This is a genomic window from Variovorax sp. PDC80 (assembly GCF_900115375.1).
Classification (GTDB): domain Bacteria; phylum Pseudomonadota; class Gammaproteobacteria; order Burkholderiales; family Burkholderiaceae_C; genus Variovorax.
This window is the reverse complement of sequence record NZ_FOWG01000018.1, coordinates 1-22178: the sequence shown is the minus strand read 5'-3', so window position 1 is coordinate 22178 and position 22178 is coordinate 1. Positions and strand designations below refer to the sequence as shown.

Sequence of the window (22178 nt, the reverse complement as noted above, 5' to 3'; positions counted from 1 at the left end):
CTGGGCAGCGCGGCCGCGCGGGAGAACGACAAAGGCGCGCACGCAGCTTTCGCGGAACGCGAAAGCGCCTGAGGGTTAACCCTGGCAGAGGTGGTCGATCAGGGTGCGCACGTGGCGCGGCACCACGCCGGCGTCGCGCAGGCCGATCAGCAGCCGGCGCTCGGCCCAGGCGTCGTCGAGCGCGATCTCGCGCAGGCCCATCGAGCGCAGGTGCGGCTGGATCGCCGCGTGCGGCAGCACGGCCACGCCCATGCCGGCGGCCACCATCTGGCACACGGCATCGAAGCTGCGCACCTGGATGCGCAGCCGCAGCCGCCGGCCCAGCGCCTCGGCCGCGGCCTGCAGCCGCTGCGCGAGCGAGGTCTCGGCCGGCAGGCTCACGAAGTCGTACTCGGTCGCTTCCTCGAGCCGCACGCTGCGCCGGCGCGCGAGCGGATGGCCGCGCGGCACCACCATCACCAGCCGGTCGATGCGGTAGTTGACGAGGTGCAGCCCGAGGCTCGGCGTGCCTTCCGCGAAGATGCCCGCGTCGGCGCGGCCGTCGAGCACCGCGAGCACGATCTCGCTGCTGTTGCGTTCCTCGAGCTCGATGCGGATGCCGGGATTGGCGGCCACGAAGCCCGACAGCCCGCGCGGCAGGAACTGCGTGACGGCCGAGGTGTTGACCCACAGCCGCACCACGCCGAGCACGCCCGAGGCGTAGTCGGACAGGTCGGCCGCGAGCTGGTCGACGTCGTCGAGGATGCGCTGCGCATGGCGGTGCAGCGCATCGCCCGCCACCGTGAGCGTGACGCCGCGCGAATGGCGCTCGAGCAGCGGCGTGCCCACGGCCGCCTCGAGGTCGGAGATGCGCTTGCTGGCCGCGCCCACCGCGAGGTGCGCGAGCTCGGCGCCCTTGCTGATGCTGCCGGTGCGCACCACCAGGTTGAACAGCGACAGCGAGACCAGGTCGAGGCGGTGCAGGTTCATGGCGCCGGTCCCTGCTTCAGCGGCGGCGCTCGACGTACGGCCGCGCCTGCAGCAGCACGATGCGCTCGCCCACGGTGGCCCATTCGATGTCCTGGTCGACGCCACCGAAGCCGCGCTTGACCGCCGCACCCACGTTCGCGAGCCGCACCACGAGTTCGTCGGTCAGCACGCTGCGGCCGGCCTCCAGCGGCACTTCCTTCACGCCGCCGTCCTTGTCGAGCTGCAGCGCGCTGTCCTCGGCCGAGCGGCTCAGCACCTGGATCGCCTTCGACCAGCTCGAGTACATGAGCTGCTCGGCCACGCGCCGGCCCTCGACCACGCGGATGCCGATGCCGCGCTTGGCCGAGATGTAGGTGACGTGCGGATGGCCGGCGTCGAAGGGGTCGCGCGTGATCATCACGCCCGCGCTGGTGGCGTCGATCGCGGTCTGCACGAACACGCCCATCAGCACCGACTCGGCGCCGAAGCCCGCGGCGCCGCGCGCCTCCCAGGCCTCGGCATTGAAGACCGAGGCCCAGACCTTCTTCACCGCGAGCTCGAGCGCGTCGCCGCTCTTCACGTTGGGCACGGTGGTGTAGAGGCCGGCGCCGCTGAAGCCCGGCAGGTCCTCGGAGTTGGACGAGCTGCGCACGAACACGCCGCCGCCGCCGAGCTGCGACTGCCAGGCCGCGCGCCACGCGGCCGCGGTGGCGGGATCGACCGGCCACTGCACGATCTCGGCGCGCAGCGCCTCGAGCGCGCGCTGGCGCACCAGCGGATCGGCCGCGAAGCCCGGCGCCTGCTGCATGCGCGCGATGCGCTCGGCCAGGCCGTTGGCGCGCATGAAGCGGTCGTAGTGCGCGAACGGAATGCAGAAGCCGTCGGGCACGCTGGTCGACGGGATGCGCGCGGCCTGCAACGCGCCGAGGTTGGCCGCCTTCACGCCGCACTGCGCGCTGCTGCGAGCGCGCAGCGAAGCCAGCGGCAGCAGCCGCGCCTCGCGCAGGTCGGGCCGCACGGCCGCGGCGCCGCCCGGCGCGGCGGCACCGCGGCCCATGGCGGCGGTGCGCGCGGCGCGCGTGGGCAGCGCCGCGATCTCCTCGGGCGTGAGCGGGCGCACCTGGTAGCCCGAGGCCGCGACCTTGAGCGCCACCCACTGGCCCGCATGCGCGCGCAGCGCCTCGGCCGCGTCGCGCACGTAGGCATTGGGAATGCCCCAGCCCTTGGCCAGCAAGTTGACGTGCGACAGCGCCGTGGACGGCCGCTCGGTCAGCACGCCCGCCACCGGCGGCAGCGCGATCGGCACCTGGCGCAGCACCGCGATGTCCTCGGGCAGCAGCGCGTTGACGGCGCCCTCGTCCTCGACGATGCGCACCCGGCCGCTGGCCGTGCCGAGGTTCATCGGCAGGTAGGGCTGCTCGCGGATCAGCGCCTCCTGCGTCACGAAGTCGACGCCGGCCTCGCGTGCCACGCGCTCGTGCAGCGTGGCGTTGGTCTTGAACTTCACGGGCGCGAAGAAGCTGGCCTTCACCGCGCGGTCGGCCTCGCGCAGCAGCGGCGCGGTGAGGCGGTCGCCTTCCCAGAATTCGTAGCCGAAGCCCGCGACGTTCTGCTGCCAGCTCAGCGTGCCGAACAGGAAGCGGCGGTCGGGCACGAGGTAGTTGCGGTCGATCTCGCGCTTGCCCGCGTGGGGCGCCAGGCCGTTGTCGCGCACGAAGCGCACATGGAGCTGCCAGCGCGGCGTGTCGAGGTAGTAGATGCGCGGCGCCGGCTTCGCGCGCCGGTCGATCACGAACAGCACATGCGGCAGCGCCATCGGCGTGCCGGCGTCGTAGGTGCGCGCGAGCGCGTCGAAGTCGGCGCGGCTGGCGAGCGCGGGCAGCGACGAGGCGCCGCCGGCGGGGCGCACGGGCAAGGCCGGCGCCTCATCGCGCTTTTGCGCGTCATAGAACGAGGGCTTGCGCGCGAGCTGCGCATCGGCGGACAGGGGCGCGAGAACCGACAGGCACGACACGAGCAGCGCAAGCCGGCGCGCAACCGCGCCGCGTGGAAGGTGCCTGGGGTCGTTCTTCATGCGCTTGTCTCTGTCCTTCGTTGCCGACGAGCGCGGATTCTCGCTCGGCTGCCGCCGACACGCGCAGCTCCTCGGAACCCGTTCCAAGCCCCGTGCCCGGCAGCGGTCATCGGCGCGGGCTACAGTGCGCTCGCAAAGGAGCGCCTTTCTTCCATGTCCACCCCTTACGACTTCGATCTCTTCGTCATCGGCGGCGGCAGCGGCGGCGTGCGCGCCGCGCGCATGGCCGCGCAGACCGGTGCCCGCGTCGGCCTGGCCGAGGCCGCCGAGCTCGGCGGCACCTGCGTCAACGTCGGCTGCATCCCCAAGAAGCTCTACAGCTACGCGGCCGGCTATGCCGAGTCCTTCGAGGAAGCGGCAGGCTACGGCTGGCAGTTGCCCGGCGAACCGGTGTTCGACTGGTCGCACCTGAAGTCGCAACGCGCCAAGGAGATCTCGCGGCTCAACGGCATCTATGCCTCGCTGCTCAAGAACTCGGGCGTCACGCTGGTCACGGGCTGGGCCCAGCTCGCCGATGCGCACACGGTGGAGGTCGACGGCAAGCGCTACACCGCGCGCCACCTGCTGGTGGCCACCGGCGGCACGCCCTTCGTGCCCGAGATCCCGGGCCGCGAGCACATCGTGACCTCCGATGCGATGTTCGACCTCGACCCGTTCCCGCGCCGCCTGCTGGTGGTGGGCGGCGGCTACATCGCCTGCGAGTTCGCCTCGATCTTCAACGGGCTCGACGCGAAGGTCACGCTGCTGCACCGCCGCGCGCACCTCTTGACCGGCTTCGACGACGACGTGCGGCAGTTCCTCGCCAACGAGATGGGCAAGGCCGGCGTCGACGTGCGCCTGAACTGCGAGGTGGCCTCGGTCACGCGCACCGCCGACGGCCTGGTGGCCACGCTCGCGCGCGGCCAGCAGATCGAGGCCGACACGGTGCTGTTCGCCACCGGCCGCGTGCCCAACACGCAGGGCCTGGGCCTCGAGGCCGCGGGCGTGGCGCTCGACGAGCGCGGCGCGATCGCGGTCGATGCGCACTACCGCAGCTCGGTGCCTTCGATCTATGCCGTGGGCGACGTCTCCACGCGCGTGCAGCTCACGCCGGTGGCGCTGGCCGAGGCGATGGTGGTGGTCGACGAACTGTTCGGCAAGGGCAAGCGCCGGCTCGACTACGAGTTCATTCCCACGGCCGTGTTCACGCACCCGAACATCGGCACCTGCGGCTACGGCGAGCTCGACGCGCGCGCGAAGTTCGGCCAGGTCACGGTGTTCTCGAGCGAGTTCAAGTCGCTGCGCCACACGCTCTCGGGCCGCAGCGAGCGCACCTTCATGAAGCTGGTGGTCGACACGAAGAGCGACCGCGTGGTGGGCCTGCACATGGTGGGCGCCGACGCGGGCGAGGTGGTGCAGGGCTTCGCGGTCGCGATGCGCGCGGGCGCGACCAAGGCGATGTTCGACAGCACGGTGGGCATCCACCCGACCGCGGCCGAGGAGTTCGTGACGATGCGCGAGCCGATGCCGGGCTGAGGCCCGGTTCAGGCCTGCGTCGGCTTGTCCTCGAGCAGCCGCACCAGCGTCCACAGCAGCCGGTTGGCCGGCACCGGCACGCCCAGCACCTCGCCGCGGCGCAGCACGAAACCGTTGAGATGGTCGATCTCGCTGCGCTTGCCGCGCGCGAGGTCCTGCGCGGTGGAGGAGAACTGCGCGGGCATGGTGCGCGCGATGCCCGCCACCGCGGCATCGATGTCGCCCGGGATCGTCACGCCCTCGGCCCGCGCGACCGCGAGGCACTCGGCCACCACGTCGCGCAGCACGCCGGGCACGCCCTCGTTGCGCACCAGCACGCCGTAGGGCAGCTGCGTGATCGCCGACAGCGCGTTGTAGGCGCAGTTGAGCACCAGCTTGGCCCACAGCGCGCCGCGCACGTTGCCGGATATCTCCGTCGGCACGCCGGCCGCGCGCAGCGCCTGCGCCACTTCCTCGCCGCGGGCCGAGGGCGCGATCACGAGTTCGCCGCGGCCGTTGTGCTTGACGTGGCCCGGGCCCGCCATGCCGGTCGCGACATAGACCACGGCCGCGGCCACCTCGTGGGATCGCAGCACGGAACGCGCGCGCTCGTCGTTGTCCACGCCGTTCTGCAGCGTGAGCACCAGCGCGCCGGGCGCGAGATGCGGCGCGATCTGCGCGGCCGCGGCCTCGGTGTCGGTCGACTTGACGCAGAACAGCACGAGGTCGGCGCCCCGCACGGCGTCGGGCTCGGTGCTCGCGGCCATGGGCACGTGTTCGTCGAAGCTCTGGGCCTCGAGGCGCAGGCCGCGGGCCCGGACGGCCTCCACGTGCGCGGGCCGGCCGATCAGCACCACCTCGTGGCCCGCGCGCGCCAGCATGGCGCCGTAATAGCAGCCGACCGCGCCGGCGCCCATGACTGCGACTTTCATCGATGCATCGTCCTTGTCGTGATGAGGGATGGCGAGCGTAACCACTCGCGCGCTTTCATGCCTCGGCCTCCACGCCGCGCGACTTCTGGCCTTCGTCGAGCAGCCAGGCGCGAAAGGCCGCGAAGGCCGGCAGGTCGAGCCGGTCGGGCCGGTAGCAGAGGTAGTGGCCCTGGTTCACGCCGACCGGCGTGCCGCAGGGACTGAGCAGCGAGCCCTCGGCGAACTCCTCCTGCACCAGCAGCTTCGGCACCAGGCCGATGCCCAGGCCGTTGAGCGCGGCCTGGATCAGCGCCGAGTACTGCGCGAAGCGCGGGCCGGCCACGGTCTGCACCTCGGGCACGCCGTGCTGCGCGGCCCACTGGCGCCACGCGGTGGGCGCGCCCTCGTGGTGCAGCAGCGTGTGGCCGAGGATGTCGGCCGGCTGCGCGATGCGGTGCCGCCCCTCGACCAGCGAGCGCGCCACGATCAGCACGAACTCGCGGCCCGCGATGTATTCGGACACCACGCCGGGCCAGCCGTCGGGGCCGTAGCGGATCGCCGCGTCGACCCCGGCCGGGATGCCGTCGCTGGGCTCGAGATGGCGGCTGAAGCTCAGCATGACGTGGCGGCTCTTCTGGCTGAAGGCCGGCAGCCGCGGGATCAGCCACTTGGTGAGGAAGGTGGGCACGCTCGCGAGCGTGAGCAGGCCGGCGCCGGCATCGCCCGAGCGCGCCTCGAAGGTGGCGGTCTCGATCGCGCGCAGGCCGCCGGCGATCTTCTGCCAGTAGACGCGGCCCTGCGGCGTGAGCTGCACGCCGCGCCCGTTCTTCTGCAGCAGGGCACGGCCGAGGAAGGCCTCGAGCCCCGCGATCTGCTTGCTGACCGCGCTCACTGTGATGCACAGGGCGCCGGCCGCGAGCGTCAGGCTCTCGTGGCGCGCCACCGCGTCGAAGGCCAGCAGCTCCTGGATGGTGGGGCAGTCGCGCTTCATGCATGGCTCCGGTTGATGAAAGTTCGGTGAAAAACAGTTGCCAACAGCTCAAGTGTCGTCATCCAACTTTCACCCATGAATACCAAGTCGCTTCCTAGAATTCAGGCCGATGCGGCGGAAGACCCGACGCAGACAGTAGCGCATCCGGAAAGTATGCCGGCCGCGCGTGACACGGAGACAACCCTTGGTTCGCGGCATCTCGCTCCTCTACGGCCTGTACCTGCTGCTGCCCATCGCCCTGCTGCTGGTCGGCAGCGTGGGCGGCAACTGGACCAACACGCTGCTGCCCACGGGCCTGACCGGGCAGTGGTATGTCGACCTCTGGCTCGACACCTCGTTTCGCAAGGCCTTCGTGAGCAGCCTGGTGGTGGCGCTCTCGGCCTGCGCGATCAACACCGTGCTGGCGCTGCCGCTGGCCTATGCGCTGTACCACGGCGCGCGCCGCGGCGGCAGCCTGGCGGCGCGCATCGTGAGCGCCACGCCGGTGGCGGTGCCGGCGATCACGCTGGCCTTCGGCTACATGATCGTGTTCAACACCGACCTCGCGCCCTGGCTGGGCTCGATGCCGCTTCTGATCGCGGCGCACGCGATCCTCACGCTGCCCTACCTCACGAACACGCTGCTGACCGACCTGCGCCACCTCGACCTGGACCGGCTCGAGCAGGCCGCGGCCACGCTCGGCGCCTCGGGCTGGCAGCAGTTCAGCGGCATCGTGCTGCCGAGCCTGCGCCAGAGCCTGATCAGCGGGCTGGTGATGGTGGCGGCGATCTCGGTCGGCGAGTTCGGCGTGTCGAACCTGCTCACCAGCTTCCAGAACCGCACCTACCCGGTGGTGCTGCTGCAGGCCTTCTACGGCGCCACGGGCTTCGCCTGCGCGGCCACGGTCATCCTCCTGGTGCTGGCGAGCGCGTCGGCGCTTCTTTCCTCCTCCCTGGTGAAGCAACGCGCCCCCACGCCATGAGCCTCCTCCTCGACACGGTCAGCTACAACTACCCCGGCAGCACGCACGGGCTGCACGAGGTCTCGCTCGACGTGCGCACCGGCGAGCTGGTCGCGGTGATCGGGCCCAGCGGCTCGGGCAAGTCGACCCTGCTCAAGCTGGTGTCGGGCCTCGAGACCGGCCACACGGGCCGCATCGCGCTCGACGGCGAGGACATGTCGCGCACGCCGGTGCACCGGCGCCACATCGGCATGGTGTTCCAGAGCTATGCGCTGTTCCCGCACCTGAGCGTGCTCGACAACGTGGCCTACGGCCTCAAGCTGCGCAAGGTGGCGACCGCCGAGCGCCGCCAGCGCGCGCAGGCGCTGCTCGACACCGTGGGCCTGGGCGAGTACGCGCAGCGCGCCGTCGCGCAGCTCTCGGGCGGGCAGCAGCAGCGCGTGGCGCTGGCGCGCGCGCTCGCGATCGACCCGCGCGCGCTGCTGCTCGACGAGCCGCTGTCGGCGCTCGATGCCGGCGTGCGCGGCCACCTGCGCGACCAGATCCGCGCGATCCAGCAGCGCTTCGGCGCCACCACCTTGCTGGTCACGCACGACCAGGAAGAGGCGCTCGCCATGGCCGACCGCGTGGCGATGCTCAAGGACGGCCGGCTGCTGCAGATCGCCACGCCGCGCGAGATCTACGAGCAGCCCGCGAGCCGCGCGGTGGCCGAGTTCGTCGGGCTCTCGACGATCCTGCCGGCCAGGGTGGCGGGCCTCAACAAGCTCGACCTGGGCTTCGCCCAGCTCGCGGCGCCGACCGGCATGCGCGCGCCCGGCACCGCGCTGCACGTGCTGGTGCGGCCCGAGCACATCGCGCCCGATCCCGCGCCCGGCACGCCGAACCGCATCGCGGGCCGCTGCGGCGCGCAGCGCTACCTGGGCTCGCTGACGCGCTACGACTTCGAGGTGCCGGGCGCGGCCAGACCCTTTCTCGCCGAATCGGCGCGGCCGGCCACGGAGGCCATCGCGATCGCGCCCGAACACCTCCGCCTGCTCGACCACTGACATCCCTTCCTCCCAAGGAGCCACTCCCATGCAACGCAGACATCTGATCCAGGCCGCCGGCGCCCTGCCCGTGCTGGCGCTCGCGCGCACCGCCTTCGCCTTCGACGGCCCCGAGCTCTACGCGGGCGAGAAGGCGCTCTACGCCGAGGCGCAGAAGGAAGGCCTGTGCGTCTCCTTCGACACCGGCCCCGAATGGGCCAACTGGAAGTCGCTGTTCCGCGACTTCAAGAAGCGCTATCCCGAGATCGAGCTGACCTACAACGACATCGGCTCGGCCGCCACCGTGGTCGCGCTGGAAAAAACGAAACGCCGCCCGCAGGCCGACACCGCCTACTACTTCGCGGCCTCGGCCGTCGATGCCGCGAAGAAGGACGTGGTCGCACCGTTCAAGCCCGTCAACTTCGACAAGCTGCCGGCCGTGTTCCGCGAGGCCGAGGGCCGCTGGTTCACCATCCACACGCTCAACATCGCGTTCCTCGTGAACAGGAAGCTGGTGAAGAACGTGCCCACCGGCTGGGCCGACCTGCTCAAGCCCGAGTTCAAGAGCACGGTGGTCTACCTCGACCCGCGCTCCACCGGCATCGGCCAGGTGCTGACCTTCGCCGCGGCCTATGCCAACGGCGGCGGCGTCGACAACGTGCAGCCCGGCACCGACTACCTCGGCAAGCTGCATGCGGCCGGCAACGTGCTGCGCGTGGAAGGCACCACGCCTTACGCCAAGTTCCTCAAGGGCGAGATCCCGGTGTGGATCAGCTACGAGAACGACGGCCTCAAGGCCAAGCATGTCGACGGCATGGGCGACGCGGTCGAGGTCGTGATCCCGAAGGAGGCCAGCGTGGCCGCGCCCTATGCGATCAGCCTGGTGAAGAACGGCCCGAACCCGAACGCCGGCAAGCTGTGGCTCAACTTCATCATGAGCGAGGCCGGCCAGTCGCTGTTCGCGCAGGGCTTCGTGCGGCCCGCGGTGCCGGGCACGCCGCTGTCCGCCGACGTCGCGGCCAAGATGCCGGCCGCGCCGCAGATCAAGCCGCTCGACGTGGTGAAGGCCTCGGAGCGCAAGGCCGAGCTCGACAAGCTCTGGGCCCAGGCCGCGCTGGGGAAGTAGGCACTTCGTGATGAGACGCTTCGGTGCCTGGCCCGCCTGGGCCTTCATGGCGCTGTTCTTCGCGGTGCCGCTGGCGGCGCTGCTGCCCGAGGCCTTCGCCGAGCGCGGCAGCGCCTTCGGCCGGCTGGTCGGCAACCCGCTGTTCTTCGGCGCGCTGCGCAACACGCTGGCGCTCGGGCTGGCGGCGGGCGCGGTGTCGGCGCTGGTCGGCACCTGCATCGCGATCGAGCTCGCGCGCCAGCCGGCCGCGCGGCGCCAGTGGCTGATGACCCTGCTGGGCCTGCCGCTGGCCTTCTCGGGGCTGGTGATCGCCTACGGCTTCATCCTGGCCTTCGGCCGCGCGGGCTTCGTGACCCAGCTCATGGCCGGGCTCGGCGCCGATCCTGCCGTGCTCGGCAGCTGGATCTACAGCGTGTCGGGCCTGGGCTTCGCCTATGCCTACTACCTGATCCCGCGCGTGGCGCTGTCGCTGTACCCGGTGTTCGCCAACCTCGACCCGCGCCCGGCGCAGGCCGCGCGCACGCTCGGCGCCTCGCGCGCACGCGCCTTCTGGGACACGGTGCTGCCCGAGGTCGCGCCCTCGGTGCTGTCGAACGCCTGCATGGTGGCCGCGATCGCGATGGGCACCTACGGCACGGCGCTGGCGCTGGTGGGCACGCAGCTCAACATCCTGCCGCTGATGCTGCTGGCGCAGGTGGGCGACGGCGGTTCCGATTTCGCGGTGGCGGCGGCCCTGTCGCTGGTGCTGATGGTGGTGTGTGTGATCGTGATGGGAGTGGGCGATGTGCTTGCGCAAAGGCGTGAACGCGGTGCAGTGGTCGGCGCCGGTCATTGAGGCGCTCGCGCGCCTCGCGCAGAGGCAGCGCGGCCCCGATCGCCATCGCCAGCCGGTGGCCATCATCGGCCCGGGCGATGGCGGGCCCGCCGAGTGCGAGGCCGCCTATGCGGTGGCGCATGCGCTGGCCGGCGCGGGCATGGCGGTGGTGTGCGGCGGGCGCGGCGGCGTGATGGCCGCGGCCTCGCGCGGCGCCGCCGAGGCCGGCGGCATCGCCGTGGGCATCCTGCCCGAGGACGACGACCGCAACGCCAACGAATGGCTCAGCGTCGCCATCCCCACCGGCATGGGCGAGCTGCGCAACGGCATCGTCGCGCGCAGCGGCCTGTGCCTGGTCGCCATCGGCGGCAACATGGGCACGCTGTCGGAAATGGCGATGGGCCTCAAGTGGGGCAAGCCGGTGTTCGTGATGCACGGCGACGTCGAGCTGCCGGGCGCGGTGCCCGCGACGGATGCGGACGACATGCTCGCGAAGGTGCTGGGCTGCCTGCTGGCCTGAAGGGCGAGCCGGCCGGAAGCGTTCCGAAAGCGGTCACGACGGCATTGCACAATGCCGCCATGCCCTACATGCCCCCCTTCGTCGCACCCGCCCGCTTCACCGACGCCGCCGCCGCGCTCGACCAGGTGAAGGCCATCTACCAGGGCGGACTCGCCCATCTGCGCGAATCGATGCTGCGCTTCGTGGACGGCGACGAGCTGCCGGGCCGCGTGCGCGCCTGCTATCCCTTCGTGCGGGTCCACACCCACACGGTGGCGCGCCACACGCCGCCGGCCAATGCCGGCCTGAGCTACGGCTTCGTGGCCGGACCGGGACGCTACGAGACCACGCTGACGCGGCCCGATCTCTATGCGCGCTACTACCTCGACCAGTTCCGGCTGCTGCTCGAGAACCACCAGGTCGAGCTCGAGGTGGGCACCAGCACGCAGCCGATCCCGATCCATTTCTCGTTCGCCGAGAACGACCACATCGAGGGCACGATGAGCCCCGAGCGGCGCGCGCTGATGCGCGACGTGTTCGACCTGCCCGACCTGGGCGCGATGGACGACGGCATCGCCAACGGCACCTTCGAGGCGCTGCCCGGCGAGGCGCAGCCGCTGGCGCTGTTCACCGGCGCGCGCGTCGACTACTCGCTGCACCGGCTGCGCCACTACACGGGCACCCTGCCCGACTGGTTCCAGAACTTCGTGCTGTTCACCAACTACCAGTTCTACATCGACGAGTTCGTGCGCCTGGGCCACGAGGCGATGGCCGACGAGAACAGCGAGTACATCGCCTTCATCGAGCCCGGCAACGTGGTGACGCGCCGGCGCGGGCTCTCGGCCGGCGCCAGCGCCACCTTCGGCCACCTGCTCGACGGCAGCCAGGGCACGGCGCCGCCGCGGCTGCCGCAGATGCCGGCCTACCATCTGGTGCGCGAGGACTACAGCGGCATCACCATGGTCAACATCGGCGTCGGCCCGGCCAATGCCAAGACCATCACCGACCACATCGCGGTGCTGCGCCCGCATGCCTGGATGATGCTGGGCCACTGCGCAGGCCTGCGCAACACGCAGCAGCTCGGCGACTACGTGCTGGCCCATGCCTACGTGCGCGAGGACCACGTGCTCGACGAGGAGCTGCCGCTGTGGGTGCCGATCCCGGCGCTGTCGGAGATCCAGCTCGCGCTCGAGCAGGCGGTGGCCGACGTCACGAAGTGCGAGGGGCCCGAGCTCAAGAAGATCATGCGCACCGGCACGGTGGCGAGCACCGACAACCGCAACTGGGAGCTGCTGCCCGGCAACCAGCCGCAGCGCCGCTTCAGCCAGAGCCGCGCGGTGGCGCTCGACATGGAGAGCGCGACCATCGCGGCCAACGGCTTCCGCTTCCGCGTGCCCTACGGCACCCTGCTGTGCGTCAGCGACAAGCCGCTGCACGGCGAGATCAAGCTGCCCGGCATGGCCAACCACTTCTACCGCGAGCGCGTGGAGCAGCACCTGCGCATCGGCATGCGGGCGATCGAGATCCTGCGCCAGGAAGGCTCGACCCGGCTGCACAGCCGCAAGCTGCGCAGCTTCGCGGAAGTGGCGTTCCAGTAAGGCCTGGCCCGCCAAAAGCGTGACTTAGTTCCGCATTTGGCAGGACTGGAGGCCCATTCCCCGGGTTTTCCCCTGGGTGCCTGTCACCGACACGACAAGCGCTGTGCGTCATCATTTGTTTACCTTTTTAGACAATCGGAAACAAACATGCCGCACCCGACCGCCCTGCCGCCTTCGCCCGGACGCCGGCGCTTCCATGCCTGGCTGGGCGCGATGGCCGTGCTGGGAACGGGGGCCGTGCGCGCGGCCGAACCGCAGCTGACCGCGAAGCTGCGCATCGTGATCCCCGCCAACGAGGGCGGCGGCTGGGACCAGACCGGCCGCGCGCTCGGCGCCGCGATGCTGGCCTCGGGCGCGGTGGGCGACGTGGTCTACGAGAACATCGGCGGCAAGGGCGGCACCATCGGCCTGGCCAGGTACGTCGAGAAGTACGACGCCGACCCCGACGCGATCCTGATGAGCGGCATGGTGATGGTCGGCGCGGTGGCGCTGCAGAAGCCGGCCGTGACGCTGGCCCAGGTGGCACCGGTGGCGCGCCTCACCAGCGACTACGAGGTGGTCGCGGTGCGCGCCGATTCGCCGATCAAAACGCCCAAGGACCTGATCGCCCAGCTGCGCGCCGACGCCGCCAAGACGGTGATCGCCGGCGGTTCGGCCGGCGGCGTGGACCACATGTACGCCGGCATGCTCGCGCGCGTGGCGGGGAACACCGCGGCGCTGGTCTATCAGCCGCACCCGGGCGGCGCGCAGGTGGTGGAGTCGCTCGAGTCGGGCAAGTCGGCGGCCGGCATCTCGGGCTACAGCGAATTCAGCGAGGCCCTCGCGAGCGGCAAGCTGCGCGCCATCGGCGTGTCGGCCAAGCGGCCCTTCCTCGGCATCCCCTCGGTGCGCGAACAGGGCGTGGACGCCGACCTCGCCAACTGGCGCGGCGTGCTCACCGGCAGGAAGGTGGCGCCCGAGCGGCGCGCCGTGCTGCTCGAGGCGGTGCGCCGCGCGACCGTGGCCGACCTCTGGCAGAAGACCATCAGGAAGAACAACTGGGACGCCTACTGGATGGCGGGCAAGGACTTCGAGGGCTTCCTCGAGCTCGACACCGCGATGGCGGGCCCGCTGATCTACCTGCTCAAGCTCAAGGCCTGATTCGAAGCTCGATTCGAGGCGCGGTCAGGCGCCCGCGAACAGCTCGGGCATCTCGCGCACGGCCTTCGGCGTGAGCGCCAGCGCGCGGCCGTCGAGCTCCTGGCGCACCCAGCCGCGCTTCAGCGAAAGCTGCAGCCAGGCGGCGCCGAGCGCGCCGCCCAGGTGCGGGCGGCGCTCGCTCCAGTCGAGGCAGGCGCAGGCGAAGCGGCGGCGCGAACGCCGCACCGCATCGACCTCCACGCCCAGGCTCTCGAGCGCGACCGCGCCCTCGGCCGTGAGTTCGTAGGAGCCGCTCGCGAGGCCGCTGAGCCAGCCCTGCGCATGCAGCCGGTCGTGCAGCGCGACGCCCGCCGTGCCGGCCATGTGGTCGTAGCAGGTGCGCGCGCTGCGCAGCCGGCTCGGGGTGCTGGGCTTGAACCCGGCCACGCGCGGCGCGCCGGCCACCACCATCAGGCCTTCAAGCGCGGCCGCCACGTCGTCGTCGGCGAGCCGGAAGTAGCGGTGCTTGCCCTGCACCAGCAGCGCGACCAGCCGCTCCTCCCTGAGCCGCGCGAGGTGCGCGCTCGCGGTCGAGGGCGCGACCTCGGCCACGGTCGCGAGCTCGGTGGCGGTGCGCGCATGGCCGTCCATCAGGCAGCTGAGCATGCGGGCGCGCGCGGGCTCGGCGATGGCGCCGGCGAGGCGGGCGAGCTGGAGGTCCGGGTTCGCGGAGGCGGCGGTGTTCATGCGGCGATCCTAAGGCGCCATGCCATCCCACACTTCGGCCGCGAGCGAAGTGTGGCGGACACGCGCGGCGCAGACTTCGGCCATGAGCACGCCGCACCCCACCCTCGAGACGATGGCCCAAACCGACCCAACCGACCCAGTCGCGGCCGTCGTGCATCCCGATCCCTACCCCTACTACGCCACCCTGCGCGACGGCCCGCCGCTGGCCTGGAACGCCACGCCGCGCCTGTGGGTCGCGAGCCGCGCCGAGGTCATCGAGACGCTGCTGCAGGCCCACGGCGCGCTGCGCGTGCGCCCGGCCGCCGAGCCGGTGCCGCGCGCCATCGTCGGCCAGCCCGCGGGCGAGGTCTTCGGCCACCTGGTGCGCATGAACGAAGGCGCGGCGCACCAGGCGCACCGGCCCGCGCTGCAGCGCGCGCTCGCGGGCCTCGACCTGCAGGGCGCGCATGCCACCGCGCTCGAAGCGGCCACGGGCACGCGCGCGCTGCCGTTGTCGGACGCGCTGTTCTCGATCCCGCTGCGCGCGGTGGCGCGGCTGCTGGGCTTCGGCGATGCGGCGCTGCTGCGGGTCGATGGCTGGATGCGCGACTTCGTGGCCTGCCTGTCGCCGCTGTCGAGCGAAGCGCAGCTGCGTGCGGCGAGCGTTGCGGCGGCCGCGCTGATGACGCGCTTCGAAGCCCTGGTGGCCGACGCACCGGCCGCGCGCGGCACGCTGCTCGCGGCGGTGCGCGAGGCCGAGCCCGCGGGCACGCCGCCCTCGCGCGCGCTGCTCGCGAACCTCGTCGGCCTGCTGTCGCAGACCTGCGATGCCACGGCCGGCCTGCTCGGCAACGGCCTGATCGCCTGGCGGCGCGAACCGGCCGCGCGCGAGGCAGCGGCCACGCGCGACGGCTTACAGATGGTGGTGCAGGAGACCGCACGCCACGACCCTTCCGTGCACAACACGCGGCGCTTCGTGGCCGAGCCGGTCGACATCGCGGGCACGACGCTGGCCGCGGGCGATGCGGTGCTGCTGGTGCTGGCGGCGGCGAACCGCGACCCGGCCTTCAATCCCGAGCCCGATCGCTTCCAGCCGCTGCGCGCGCGGCGCCGCATGCTGGGTTTCGGTCATGGCCTGCATGCGTGCCCGGGGCAGGCGCTGGCCTGCACGCTCGCGGCGGCCGGGCTCGAGGTCCTGCTGCGCGAGCGCCGCGCCGAGGTCGAGCGGCTGCTCGAGCGCGGCTGGCGCTATCGGCCCTCGGTCAACGGGCGCATTCCGCAGTTCGACTGAACACGGCGCCCGGTACTCAGGCCGTTGCCTCGGCCCACTGCCCCATGCGCTCCAGGAACGGCGACAGCTGCGCCGCGCCCCAGCGCAGCGGCAGCGCGCCGGGCCGGCGCAGCACCTGCTGCACGCGCAGCCGCAGCAGCCGCTCGGCGCCCTCGAAGGACGCGAGCTCGGGCCCGTCGATCACGATCTCGGCCGTGGCCGCGACATGCAGCATCTCGCCGCTGTCGAAGTCGACGAACAGCAGGCCCGCGCGCGGATAGGCCAGCAGGTTGCCGAAGGTGTTGAAGAAGCGGTTGCCCGTGAAGTCGGGCACCGTCAGCACGCCGCCGCCGACGTCGTCCACGCGCACGAAGCCGGGCCGGCCGCCGCGGTGCGAGACGTCGACGCCGCGCGCGCTGGCATCGACCTCGTCGCCCTCGATGGCCGCGCTCGCGAGATGGGCGCTGGCGATGAACAGCGTGTCGGCGCGCCGGATCAGCGCGCGCGCCGCGTCGTCGAGGCCATCGAGCCATTGCGCCGCCGCGGGCGCCGAGGCCGGCGGCTGGTAGGCCGGTTCGCGCGCCTGGATGTACTTCGGGCAGTTGCCGAAGCTCTGCTGCACCTCGAGCGTGAAGCCCGCCGCATCGAGCGCCTCGACCGTGCCATTCATGCGGTTGCGCCGCCGCGTGTGCGGCTGGATGCCGAGCAGCCCGAGCGTCGCGCCGTCGCGCAGCGAGGCCGCGAGCGGATCGCCGGCAGCGGGCAGCGCATCGATGCGCAGGTGCGTCGGGTCGGGCGAATGCGCGAAGCCGGCCGGCGCGGCCAGCATGCTGGCCCAGGGCTGGCCCTGCGCGTCGATGCTGCCGGTGACCAGGAAGGGCAGCAGCGCGAAGAAGTCGCGGTGCTGGTCGGGCATGAAGTCGCGGATCACGCGCGAGCCGGCCGCGGCCATCACCTCGCGCGAGCCGGCCTGCAGCTGCATCGCGCGTTCGCCGGCGTGGAAGGGAACATCGATCATGGCGGACCTCCGCGAGTTTCTTCAGTGAGGATGGACGCGATCAGGCGGCAAGCGCGACGGGCGAGCGCACCATCGGCACGAAGCCCGGCAGCGCCTCGACGCGCGCGAGCCATTGCCGCACGTGGGGATAGGGATCGAGCGACACGCCGCCCTCGGGCGCATGGGCCACGTAGGCGTAGTTCGCGATGTCGGCCAGCGTGGCCGACTCACCCACCAGGAAGGGCTGGGCCGCGAGGTGCTGCTCCATCACCTCGAACAGCGCATGGGCGCGCTTGCGCACCTCGCTCGGATCGTCGGGCCGGCCGAACAGCGCGAACACGCGCGCGGCCGCCGGCCCGAAGGCGAGCTGGCCCGCGGCCACCGAGAACCAGCGCTGCACCTGCGCCGCGCCGAAGGCATCGCGCGGCATCCAGCGGCCGGGGTCGGCCGCATAGCGCTCGTTGAGGTAGACCAGGATCGCGTTCGAATCGGCGAGCGTGAGTTCGCCGTCCTCGATCACCGGCACCTGGCCGAAGGCATTGCGCGCCAGGAACTCGGGCGTGCGGTTGGCGCGGGCGCGCATGTCGATCTCGATCGCCTCGAAGGGCAGGCCCAGCAGCGACAGGAACAGGCGCACGCGGTGCACGTGGCCCGAGATCGGCGTGCCGTAGAGCTTGATGAACTGGGCCGGTTGGCGCGAAGCGGTCATGGTCGGAATCCTCGAAGTGATGGCGTCGGAATGGATTCTTCTCTCTTGCGTCGATCGAAGGAATACACGTCATCGGATTTGACTGCTGCGTTTTTCGGATGAATCCGCTCTAATCGCCCGATGGATCGCTTCAAGGCCATGCAGACCTTCGTGCAGATTGCCGACCAGGGCAGCCTGACCCGCGCCGCCGAGGCGCTCGGCACCTCGCTGCCCGCGGTGGTGCGCGCGCTCGCCGCGCTCGAGGCGCACCTGGGCGTGCGGCTGTTCCACCGCACCACGCGGCGGCTGTCGCTGACCGAGGAAGGCAGCCACTACCTGCCCGCTGCGCGCGAGGTGCTGCTGGCGGCCGACGCCGCCGACCTCGCGCTGCAGGCCGAGGCGCGCGAGCCCGAGGGCCGGCTCACGATCACCGCGCCGGTGCTGTTCGGCCACATGTACGTGGCGCCCGCGATCACGCGCTTCATGCAGCGCCACGAACGCGTGCGCTGCAGCGTGCTGCTCTACGACCGCACGGTGAACCTGCTCGAGGAAGGCATCGACGTGGGCATCCGCATCGGCAGCCTGGAAGACTCCTCGCTGGTCGCGCAGACGCTCGGCAGCATCCGCCGCGTGGTGGCCGTGAGCCCCGCCTACCTGAAGCGCCACGGCACGCCGCGCCACCCGCGCGACCTGGCCGGCGCGCCCGCGGTGCGCGGCCGGCTCGATGCGCCCGCGCAATGGAGCTTCCACGAAGGCAGCCGCACGATCCATGTCGCGACCGTCACGCGGCTGGAGTTCAACCACCTCGCGCCGGCCGTCGAGGCCTGCGCCGCGGGCATGGGCTTCGGCACCTTCTTCTCCTACCAGGTGCTGCCGCTGGTGGCGCAGGGCCGGCTCGCGCTGGTGCTCGAGGACTTCGAGCCGCCGCCGCGGCCGGTCAGCGTGATCTATCCGAACGCGCGGCTGCTGCCGGCGCGCACGCGCGCCTTCATCGACTGGATGAAGGACGAGTTCACCGGGCTGCGGATGTAGCTGGTGCCGGGCTCAGGGCGCCTCGGGCGGCAGCGGCCGGCCGTCGCACAGCCGCTCGGCGTCGTTGACCATGCCGCGCACCGCTTCCTCGAGGCCGAGGTTCAGCACCGCCATGAACTCGCCGTTGGCGCTGGCCCAGTTGGCGCGCGTGCCCATGCCGTGGTACTGGCGCGAGACGGTGGCGCCGCCCGGCAGCCGGTAGTCGACCTTGATCGCCACGTGCGAGACCAGGTTGAGGTCGACCGACCAGGCATGCGCGAGCCGCAGCGAGACCTCGGCGCCGAGCTGGCGGCGCGCCAGGCCCGCGGCCGGCGGCGCGGCCGCGAGCGTGTCGAAGCCGTAGCGGCGCGTGGCCAGCAGCGCGTCGCGCACCCAGGGCACGGCATCGCCGCCGCGCAGCGACTCCACGCGGCGCGGCGTGGCATGCACCGTCGGCAGCATGCGCGTGAGGTTGCCCATGTGGCTCTTGTTGCGACGGATGTCGTCGACGCGCGCGAGGAACAAGGTGCAGCGCTGCGCGATGCGGAACGCCGGCACCGGTGCCTCGTCGGGCCGCTGCCCGGGCTCGGGCGAGGACTCGAAGACCATGCTGAGCGGCTCGTTCTCGTCGACCGCGTGCGCCAACGGCGTCAGCGCGCCGGCCAGCAGCACGAGCGCGGCGGCGCGATGGAAGCGAAGGCGCGTCATGGCACGGTGCTCCGGATCGAATACAGCGCCTTGTCCTCGTCGCGGAACAGCACGCGCGGCGGACCGGCCTGCGTGTCCTCGATGCCCTGGCCACCGATCACGACCCAGGTGCCGTTGACGTTGAAGCGCCCGGTCTTCACCGGCCCCGAGCGCGCGCCCGCGATGTCGAGCGCGAACAGGCGCATCGTCTGCATCACCGAGTCGCGCATCACGGCGCGCAGCGCCTGCCCATCGTTGGCGACCAGCCGCCGCACCACCGTGGGCCGCGTGCCGCCGCCGATCGGCGACTGGTAGATCGCGCCCGCGCGGTAGACCGGCTCGCTGCCGCCGTCCTGCCACAGCAGCGCGGTGGTGCGCGTGGTGAAGGCGCCGAGCCCCGGTTCGAGCGCGTACTGCAGCAGCAGCACGAGATAGGCGGGCCCGTTGCGCGTGGCCGCGATGCGCGCCTCGTGCTGCGCCTTGGGCGGCATCGCGGGCAGCACCTGCGCCGAGGCGATGCGCAGCGGCGGAGAGAGGCCGGTGGCACCGATCTCGCCGAGTGCGATGCCGGCCTCGGTGCGGTAGTCGTAGTCGAGCAGCGGCCCGACCGTGGCGCCGACCTCGGCGCTCATCTCCTTCTGCCGCGCCTGCTGCACCGAAGAGTCGATCAGCGCGCCGATCATGCCGCCGCCGAGCGCCGCGGCCGCGCCGGGAGGCTGGGCCGAGAACATGAAGCTCTCCTGCGCGACCACCACGCGCACGTCGACCTCGGGCAGCTTCGCGCGCTCCGCCGCGCCGATCGAACGATGGAAGGGCGCGCAGGCCGCGAGCAGCGCGCTGCACAGCACGAGCAGCAGCGCGCGCCAGGGCCGCGACGCGGTCGCTGCCGTCATCGGCCGCGGACCCGGAAGAAGAAGGAAGTGCACGGCCTGTGGCTTGTCTGCATGGAAGGTCGGACGAAAGGATGCGTGGGGGGGACTGCGGCCAGGGCCGGCGAAGCCGCGATTGTGTCTCGCTCGCGCGCGCCATGGGCTCGCGGTGAACCCTGGTCCCCCGACGGACGGCGCCGCGCGCGGGCCTGCGTCAGAATCGTCGCGTTCCGCGGTCCTCCCTGTCTTTCTCTTTCTGGTCCCGCCCGTGTACTCCTCCTCCCAAGCTGCCTCCCCTCCCTCGCCGGCCGCCGCGCCCGCCGCGCCGCTCTTTCGCGTGGCGAACCTGCGCAAGCGCTACGGCGACACCACGGTGGTCGACGATCTCTCGTTCGACATCGCGCCCGGCGAATGCCTGGGCGTGATCGGCCCGAACGGCGCCGGCAAGACCACCACCATCCGCATGTGCCTGGGCCTCACCGCGCCCGACGGCGGCAGCATCGAGGCGCTGGGCCTGCAGATGCCGCGCGACGCGCTCGCGATCAAGGCGCAGCTCGGCGTGGTGTCGCAGTTCGACACCCTCGACCCCGACTTCAGCTGCGCCGAGAACCTCGTGGTCTACGGCCGCTACTTCGGCTTCGCGAAGAAGCAGGTGCGCGAGCGCGTGCCGCAGTTGCTCGAGTTCGCGGCGCTCTCGCACAAGGCCGATGCCAAGCCCGGCGAGCTCTCGGGCGGCATGCGGCGCCGGCTCTCGCTGGCGCGCGCGCTGGTCAACGACCCCAAGCTGCTGCTGCTCGACGAACCCACCACCGGCCTCGACCCGCAGGCGCGCCACCTGATGTGGGAGCGCCTGCAGGTGCTGCTGCAGCAGGGCAAGTCGATCCTGCTGACCACCCACTTCATGGACGAGGCCGAGCGCCTGTGCTCGCGCCTGCTGGTGCTCGACCACGGCCGCAAGATCGCCGAGGGCCGCCCGCGCGACCTGATCGCCGAGCACCTCGAGCCCGACGTGGTCGAGGTCTACGGCAACGGCGCACTCGCGCTGGCGAACGTCGACGCACTGCGCGCCCTGGCCGCGCGCGTGGAGGTCAGCGGCGAGACGGTGTTCTTCTACACGCAGGACGCGCGCCGCCTGCTCGAGGCGCTGTCGCAGCACCCGGGCCTGCGCACCTTCCACCGGCCCGCGAACCTCGAGGATCTGTTCCTCAAGCTCACGGGGCGGCAGATTCGCGAGGACGGCTGAGGGCCTCGCCTCGTGCACGCCGCAGAACGACAACCCAGAGACACACCGATCGCATGACCACCCCGACCCTCGCCACCGAGCCCTCCTCTTCTTCGCCACACTCGCCTTCCGCGTGGCGGCCGCCGCAGCTGTCGATGCGCTGGTGGTCCGTGTTCCTGCGCAACCTGCTGGTGTGGCGCAAGCTCGCGATCCCGAGCCTGATCGGCAACATCGCCGAGCCGCTGATCTGGCTCGTGGCCTTCGGCTACGGCATGGGCGCGCTGGTGGGACAGGTGAGCGTGGGCGAGACGAAGGTGCCCTACATCCTGTTCCTGGCGAGCGGCTCGATCTGCATGAGCGCGATGAACGCGGCCTCGTTCGAGGCGCTGTATTCGGCCTTCTCGCGCATGCACGTGCAGAAGACCTGGGACGGGATCATGAACGCGCCGGTGGGGCTGGACGACATCGTGCTGGCGGAGATGCTGTGGGCGGCGTTCAAGTCGATCTTCACGGTGACGGCGATCCTGTTCGTGATGCTGGGGCTGGGGATCAGTCACAGTCCGAAGCTGTTCGTGGCCTGGCTGGTGTTGGCTGGGGCGGGGGTCACGTTTTCATCGATCGCGCTGATCTTCAATGCGATGGCGAAGGGGTATGACTTCTTCACGTACTACTTCACCTTGTTCATGACGCCGATGATGTTCTTGAGTGGGGTGTTCTTTCCGCTTGAGCAATTGCCTGGGGCTGTGCAGGTGGTGGCGGGGTGGTTGCCGTTGGCTAATGCTGTGGCGTTGGTTCGGCCTTTGTTCATGGATCAGTGGCCTGTTGGGTGGGGTCGGCATGCTTGTGTGCTGGTTGTGTATGCGGGGGTGGCGTTTTGGGTGGCGTTGGCTTTGACTCGGAATCGGTTCAGGGCTTGATGTTTTTTTAGGGCGCACTTTTTGTTTAGGCCGTAGGCCGGGTCTCGCCCCGGCGGGCGACTTACTTTCTTTGTCTCGCCAAAGAAAGTAAGCAAAGAAAGGCGACCCCGCTGTCTGTGTCCCTTCGCTTCGCTACGGGCAACCTGCGGTGCTCGGGGAAAGCGGGGGTCCGCAGAACTCGCTCCACTTCGTTGCGCTCAGACAGCTGCGGCCCTTATCCCGCTTTCCCCTGCGCTCCTCGGCACAGCCAGA

21 protein-coding genes are annotated in these 22178 nt (G+C 71.4%); 12 read left to right on the top strand and 9 right to left on the bottom strand.

Annotated elements, in window-relative coordinates; translation table 11 throughout:
* Positions 1 to 75 precede the first annotated feature (75 nt).
* Together BM109_RS36250 and BM109_RS36245 are read right to left on the bottom strand one after the other, a co-directional pair.
* Complete coding sequence (locus tag BM109_RS36250) at positions 76 to 969, bottom strand: LysR family transcriptional regulator (RefSeq protein ID WP_093354172.1); 894 nt, start codon at positions 967 to 969, stop codon at positions 76 to 78.
* A 16-nt stretch (positions 970 to 985) separates the two neighbouring features.
* A complete protein-coding gene (locus BM109_RS36245) occupies positions 986 to 3022 on the bottom strand; it encodes a PEP/pyruvate-binding domain-containing protein (RefSeq protein WP_093354170.1) in 2037 nt (678 codons plus the stop codon).
* 153 nt (positions 3023 to 3175) lie between these two features.
* Between BM109_RS36245 and gorA the strand changes: the two genes are divergently transcribed.
* Positions 3176 to 4537 (top strand): glutathione-disulfide reductase, encoded by a 1362-nt coding sequence (gene gorA / locus BM109_RS36240; RefSeq protein WP_093354167.1) that lies wholly within the window; start codon positions 3176 to 3178, stop codon positions 4535 to 4537.
* A gap of 8 nt (positions 4538 to 4545) precedes the next feature.
* Here the strand turns inward: gorA and BM109_RS36235 are convergent, their stop codons facing one another.
* Positions 4546 to 5448: a ketopantoate reductase family protein gene (locus BM109_RS36235; protein ID WP_093354165.1), complete on the bottom strand. Its 903-nt coding sequence runs from the start codon at positions 5446 to 5448 to the stop codon at positions 4546 to 4548.
* A 55-nt stretch (positions 5449 to 5503) separates the two neighbouring features.
* Entirely contained in the window at positions 5504 to 6418 is a 915-nt protein-coding gene (locus BM109_RS36230) for a LysR substrate-binding domain-containing protein (RefSeq protein WP_057592576.1), read from the bottom strand.
* Between the two features lie 184 nt (positions 6419 to 6602).
* Here BM109_RS36230 and BM109_RS36225 point away from each other — a divergent pair, with 184 nt between their 5' ends.
* The 7 genes from BM109_RS36225 (at position 6603) to BM109_RS36195 (ending at position 13560) form a co-directional block, all read left to right on the top strand.
* Positions 6603 to 7379 (top strand): ABC transporter permease, encoded by a 777-nt coding sequence (locus BM109_RS36225; RefSeq protein WP_093354162.1) that lies wholly within the window; start codon positions 6603 to 6605, stop codon positions 7377 to 7379.
* Positions 7376 to 8404: an ABC transporter ATP-binding protein gene (locus BM109_RS36220; protein WP_093354160.1), complete on the top strand. Its 1029-nt coding sequence runs from the start codon at positions 7376 to 7378 to the stop codon at positions 8402 to 8404. Before BM109_RS36225 ends, BM109_RS36220 begins: the two co-directional genes overlap by 4 nt.
* A gap of 28 nt (positions 8405 to 8432) precedes the next feature.
* On the top strand, positions 8433 to 9509 hold the full coding sequence (locus tag BM109_RS36215) for an extracellular solute-binding protein (RefSeq protein ID WP_093354157.1): 1077 nt from the start codon (positions 8433 to 8435) through the stop codon (positions 9507 to 9509).
* A gap of 10 nt (positions 9510 to 9519) precedes the next feature.
* Positions 9520 to 10344, top strand: a complete 825-nt coding sequence (locus BM109_RS36210) for an ABC transporter permease (RefSeq protein WP_093354155.1) — start codon at positions 9520 to 9522, stop codon at positions 10342 to 10344.
* Positions 10292 to 10843, top strand: a complete 552-nt coding sequence (locus tag BM109_RS36205) for a TIGR00725 family protein (RefSeq protein WP_093354152.1) — start codon at positions 10292 to 10294, stop codon at positions 10841 to 10843. Before BM109_RS36210 ends, BM109_RS36205 begins: the two co-directional genes overlap by 53 nt.
* A gap of 59 nt (positions 10844 to 10902) precedes the next feature.
* On the top strand, positions 10903 to 12420 hold the full coding sequence (locus BM109_RS36200) for an AMP nucleosidase (RefSeq protein WP_093354454.1): 1518 nt from the start codon (positions 10903 to 10905) through the stop codon (positions 12418 to 12420).
* Between the two features lie 147 nt (positions 12421 to 12567).
* Complete coding sequence (locus BM109_RS36195) at positions 12568 to 13560, top strand: Bug family tripartite tricarboxylate transporter substrate binding protein (protein WP_093354150.1); 993 nt, start codon at positions 12568 to 12570, stop codon at positions 13558 to 13560.
* Positions 13561 to 13584: 24 nt separating this feature from the next.
* On the opposite strand, the gene BM109_RS36190 is transcribed toward BM109_RS36195, so the two are convergent.
* Positions 13585 to 14286 carry an ArsR/SmtB family transcription factor gene (locus BM109_RS36190; RefSeq protein ID WP_093354147.1) on the bottom strand — a complete coding sequence of 234 codons (702 nt, stop codon included), beginning with the start codon at positions 14284 to 14286 and terminating at the stop codon, positions 13585 to 13587.
* A gap of 112 nt (positions 14287 to 14398) precedes the next feature.
* Between BM109_RS36190 and BM109_RS36185 the strand changes: the two genes are divergently transcribed.
* Entirely contained in the window at positions 14399 to 15556 is a 1158-nt protein-coding gene (locus BM109_RS36185; protein WP_093354451.1) for a cytochrome P450, read from the top strand.
* A gap of 16 nt (positions 15557 to 15572) precedes the next feature.
* Here BM109_RS36185 and BM109_RS36180 read toward each other — a convergent pair whose 3' ends face one another.
* A complete protein-coding gene (locus BM109_RS36180) occupies positions 15573 to 16553 on the bottom strand; it encodes a pyridoxamine 5'-phosphate oxidase family protein (RefSeq protein WP_093354145.1) in 981 nt (326 codons plus the stop codon).
* A gap of 40 nt (positions 16554 to 16593) precedes the next feature.
* Entirely contained in the window at positions 16594 to 17241 is a 648-nt protein-coding gene (locus tag BM109_RS36175) for a glutathione S-transferase family protein (RefSeq protein WP_093354142.1), read from the bottom strand.
* Positions 17242 to 17361: 120 nt separating this feature from the next.
* On the opposite strand from BM109_RS36175, the gene BM109_RS36170 reads away from it, so the two are divergent.
* A complete protein-coding gene (locus BM109_RS36170; RefSeq protein WP_093354140.1) occupies positions 17362 to 18252 on the top strand; it encodes a LysR family transcriptional regulator in 891 nt (296 codons plus the stop codon).
* A gap of 12 nt (positions 18253 to 18264) precedes the next feature.
* Here the strand turns inward: BM109_RS36170 and BM109_RS36165 are convergent, their stop codons facing one another.
* The gene (locus BM109_RS36165) at positions 18265 to 18939 is read right to left on the bottom strand and encodes a hypothetical protein (RefSeq protein ID WP_093354137.1); all 675 of its coding nucleotides are present in this window, start codon (positions 18937 to 18939) and stop codon (positions 18265 to 18267) included.
* Positions 18936 to 19811: a hypothetical protein gene (locus tag BM109_RS36160; protein ID WP_093354134.1), complete on the bottom strand. Its 876-nt coding sequence runs from the start codon at positions 19809 to 19811 to the stop codon at positions 18936 to 18938. The genes BM109_RS36165 and BM109_RS36160 overlap by 4 nt, the downstream gene beginning before the upstream one ends.
* 244 nt (positions 19812 to 20055) lie before the next feature.
* Between BM109_RS36160 and BM109_RS36155 the strand changes: the two genes are divergently transcribed.
* Both BM109_RS36155 and BM109_RS36150 read left to right on the top strand, forming a co-directional pair.
* Positions 20056 to 21030, top strand: a complete 975-nt coding sequence (locus BM109_RS36155; RefSeq protein ID WP_093354132.1) for an ATP-binding cassette domain-containing protein — start codon at positions 20056 to 20058, stop codon at positions 21028 to 21030.
* Between the two features lie 53 nt (positions 21031 to 21083).
* Positions 21084 to 21926 (top strand): ABC transporter permease, encoded by an 843-nt coding sequence (locus BM109_RS36150; RefSeq protein WP_093354129.1) that lies wholly within the window; start codon positions 21084 to 21086, stop codon positions 21924 to 21926.
* Positions 21927 to 22178: the final 252 nt, after the last annotated feature.

Coding starts and splice junctions, on each gene's coding strand:
- BM109_RS36250 (WP_093354172.1), bottom strand. CDS start 969: ATGAACCTGCACCGCCTCGACCTGGTCTCGCTGTCGCTGTTCAACCTG.
- BM109_RS36245 (WP_093354170.1), bottom strand. CDS start 3,022: ATGAAGAACGACCCCAGGCACCTTCCACGCGGCGCGGTTGCGCGCCGG.
- gorA (WP_093354167.1), top strand. CDS start 3,176: ATGTCCACCCCTTACGACTTCGATCTCTTCGTCATCGGCGGCGGCAGC.
- BM109_RS36235 (WP_093354165.1), bottom strand. CDS start 5,448: ATGAAAGTCGCAGTCATGGGCGCCGGCGCGGTCGGCTGCTATTACGGC.
- BM109_RS36230 (WP_057592576.1), bottom strand. CDS start 6,418: ATGAAGCGCGACTGCCCCACCATCCAGGAGCTGCTGGCCTTCGACGCG.
- BM109_RS36220 (WP_093354160.1), top strand. CDS start 7,376: ATGAGCCTCCTCCTCGACACGGTCAGCTACAACTACCCCGGCAGCACG.
- BM109_RS36215 (WP_093354157.1), top strand. CDS start 8,433: ATGCAACGCAGACATCTGATCCAGGCCGCCGGCGCCCTGCCCGTGCTG.
- BM109_RS36210 (WP_093354155.1), top strand. CDS start 9,520: ATGAGACGCTTCGGTGCCTGGCCCGCCTGGGCCTTCATGGCGCTGTTC.
- BM109_RS36205 (WP_093354152.1), top strand. CDS start 10,292: ATGTGCTTGCGCAAAGGCGTGAACGCGGTGCAGTGGTCGGCGCCGGTC.
- BM109_RS36200 (WP_093354454.1), top strand. CDS start 10,903: ATGCCCTACATGCCCCCCTTCGTCGCACCCGCCCGCTTCACCGACGCC.
- BM109_RS36195 (WP_093354150.1), top strand. CDS start 12,568: ATGCCGCACCCGACCGCCCTGCCGCCTTCGCCCGGACGCCGGCGCTTC.
- BM109_RS36190 (WP_093354147.1), bottom strand. CDS start 14,286: ATGAACACCGCCGCCTCCGCGAACCCGGACCTCCAGCTCGCCCGCCTC.
- BM109_RS36185 (WP_093354451.1), top strand. CDS start 14,399: ATGGCCCAAACCGACCCAACCGACCCAGTCGCGGCCGTCGTGCATCCC.
- BM109_RS36180 (WP_093354145.1), bottom strand. CDS start 16,553: ATGATCGATGTTCCCTTCCACGCCGGCGAACGCGCGATGCAGCTGCAG.
- BM109_RS36175 (WP_093354142.1), bottom strand. CDS start 17,241: ATGACCGCTTCGCGCCAACCGGCCCAGTTCATCAAGCTCTACGGCACG.
- BM109_RS36170 (WP_093354140.1), top strand. CDS start 17,362: ATGGATCGCTTCAAGGCCATGCAGACCTTCGTGCAGATTGCCGACCAG.
- BM109_RS36165 (WP_093354137.1), bottom strand. CDS start 18,939: ATGACGCGCCTTCGCTTCCATCGCGCCGCCGCGCTCGTGCTGCTGGCC.
- BM109_RS36160 (WP_093354134.1), bottom strand. CDS start 19,811: ATGACGGCAGCGACCGCGTCGCGGCCCTGGCGCGCGCTGCTGCTCGTG.
- BM109_RS36150 (WP_093354129.1), top strand. CDS start 21,084: ATGACCACCCCGACCCTCGCCACCGAGCCCTCCTCTTCTTCGCCACAC.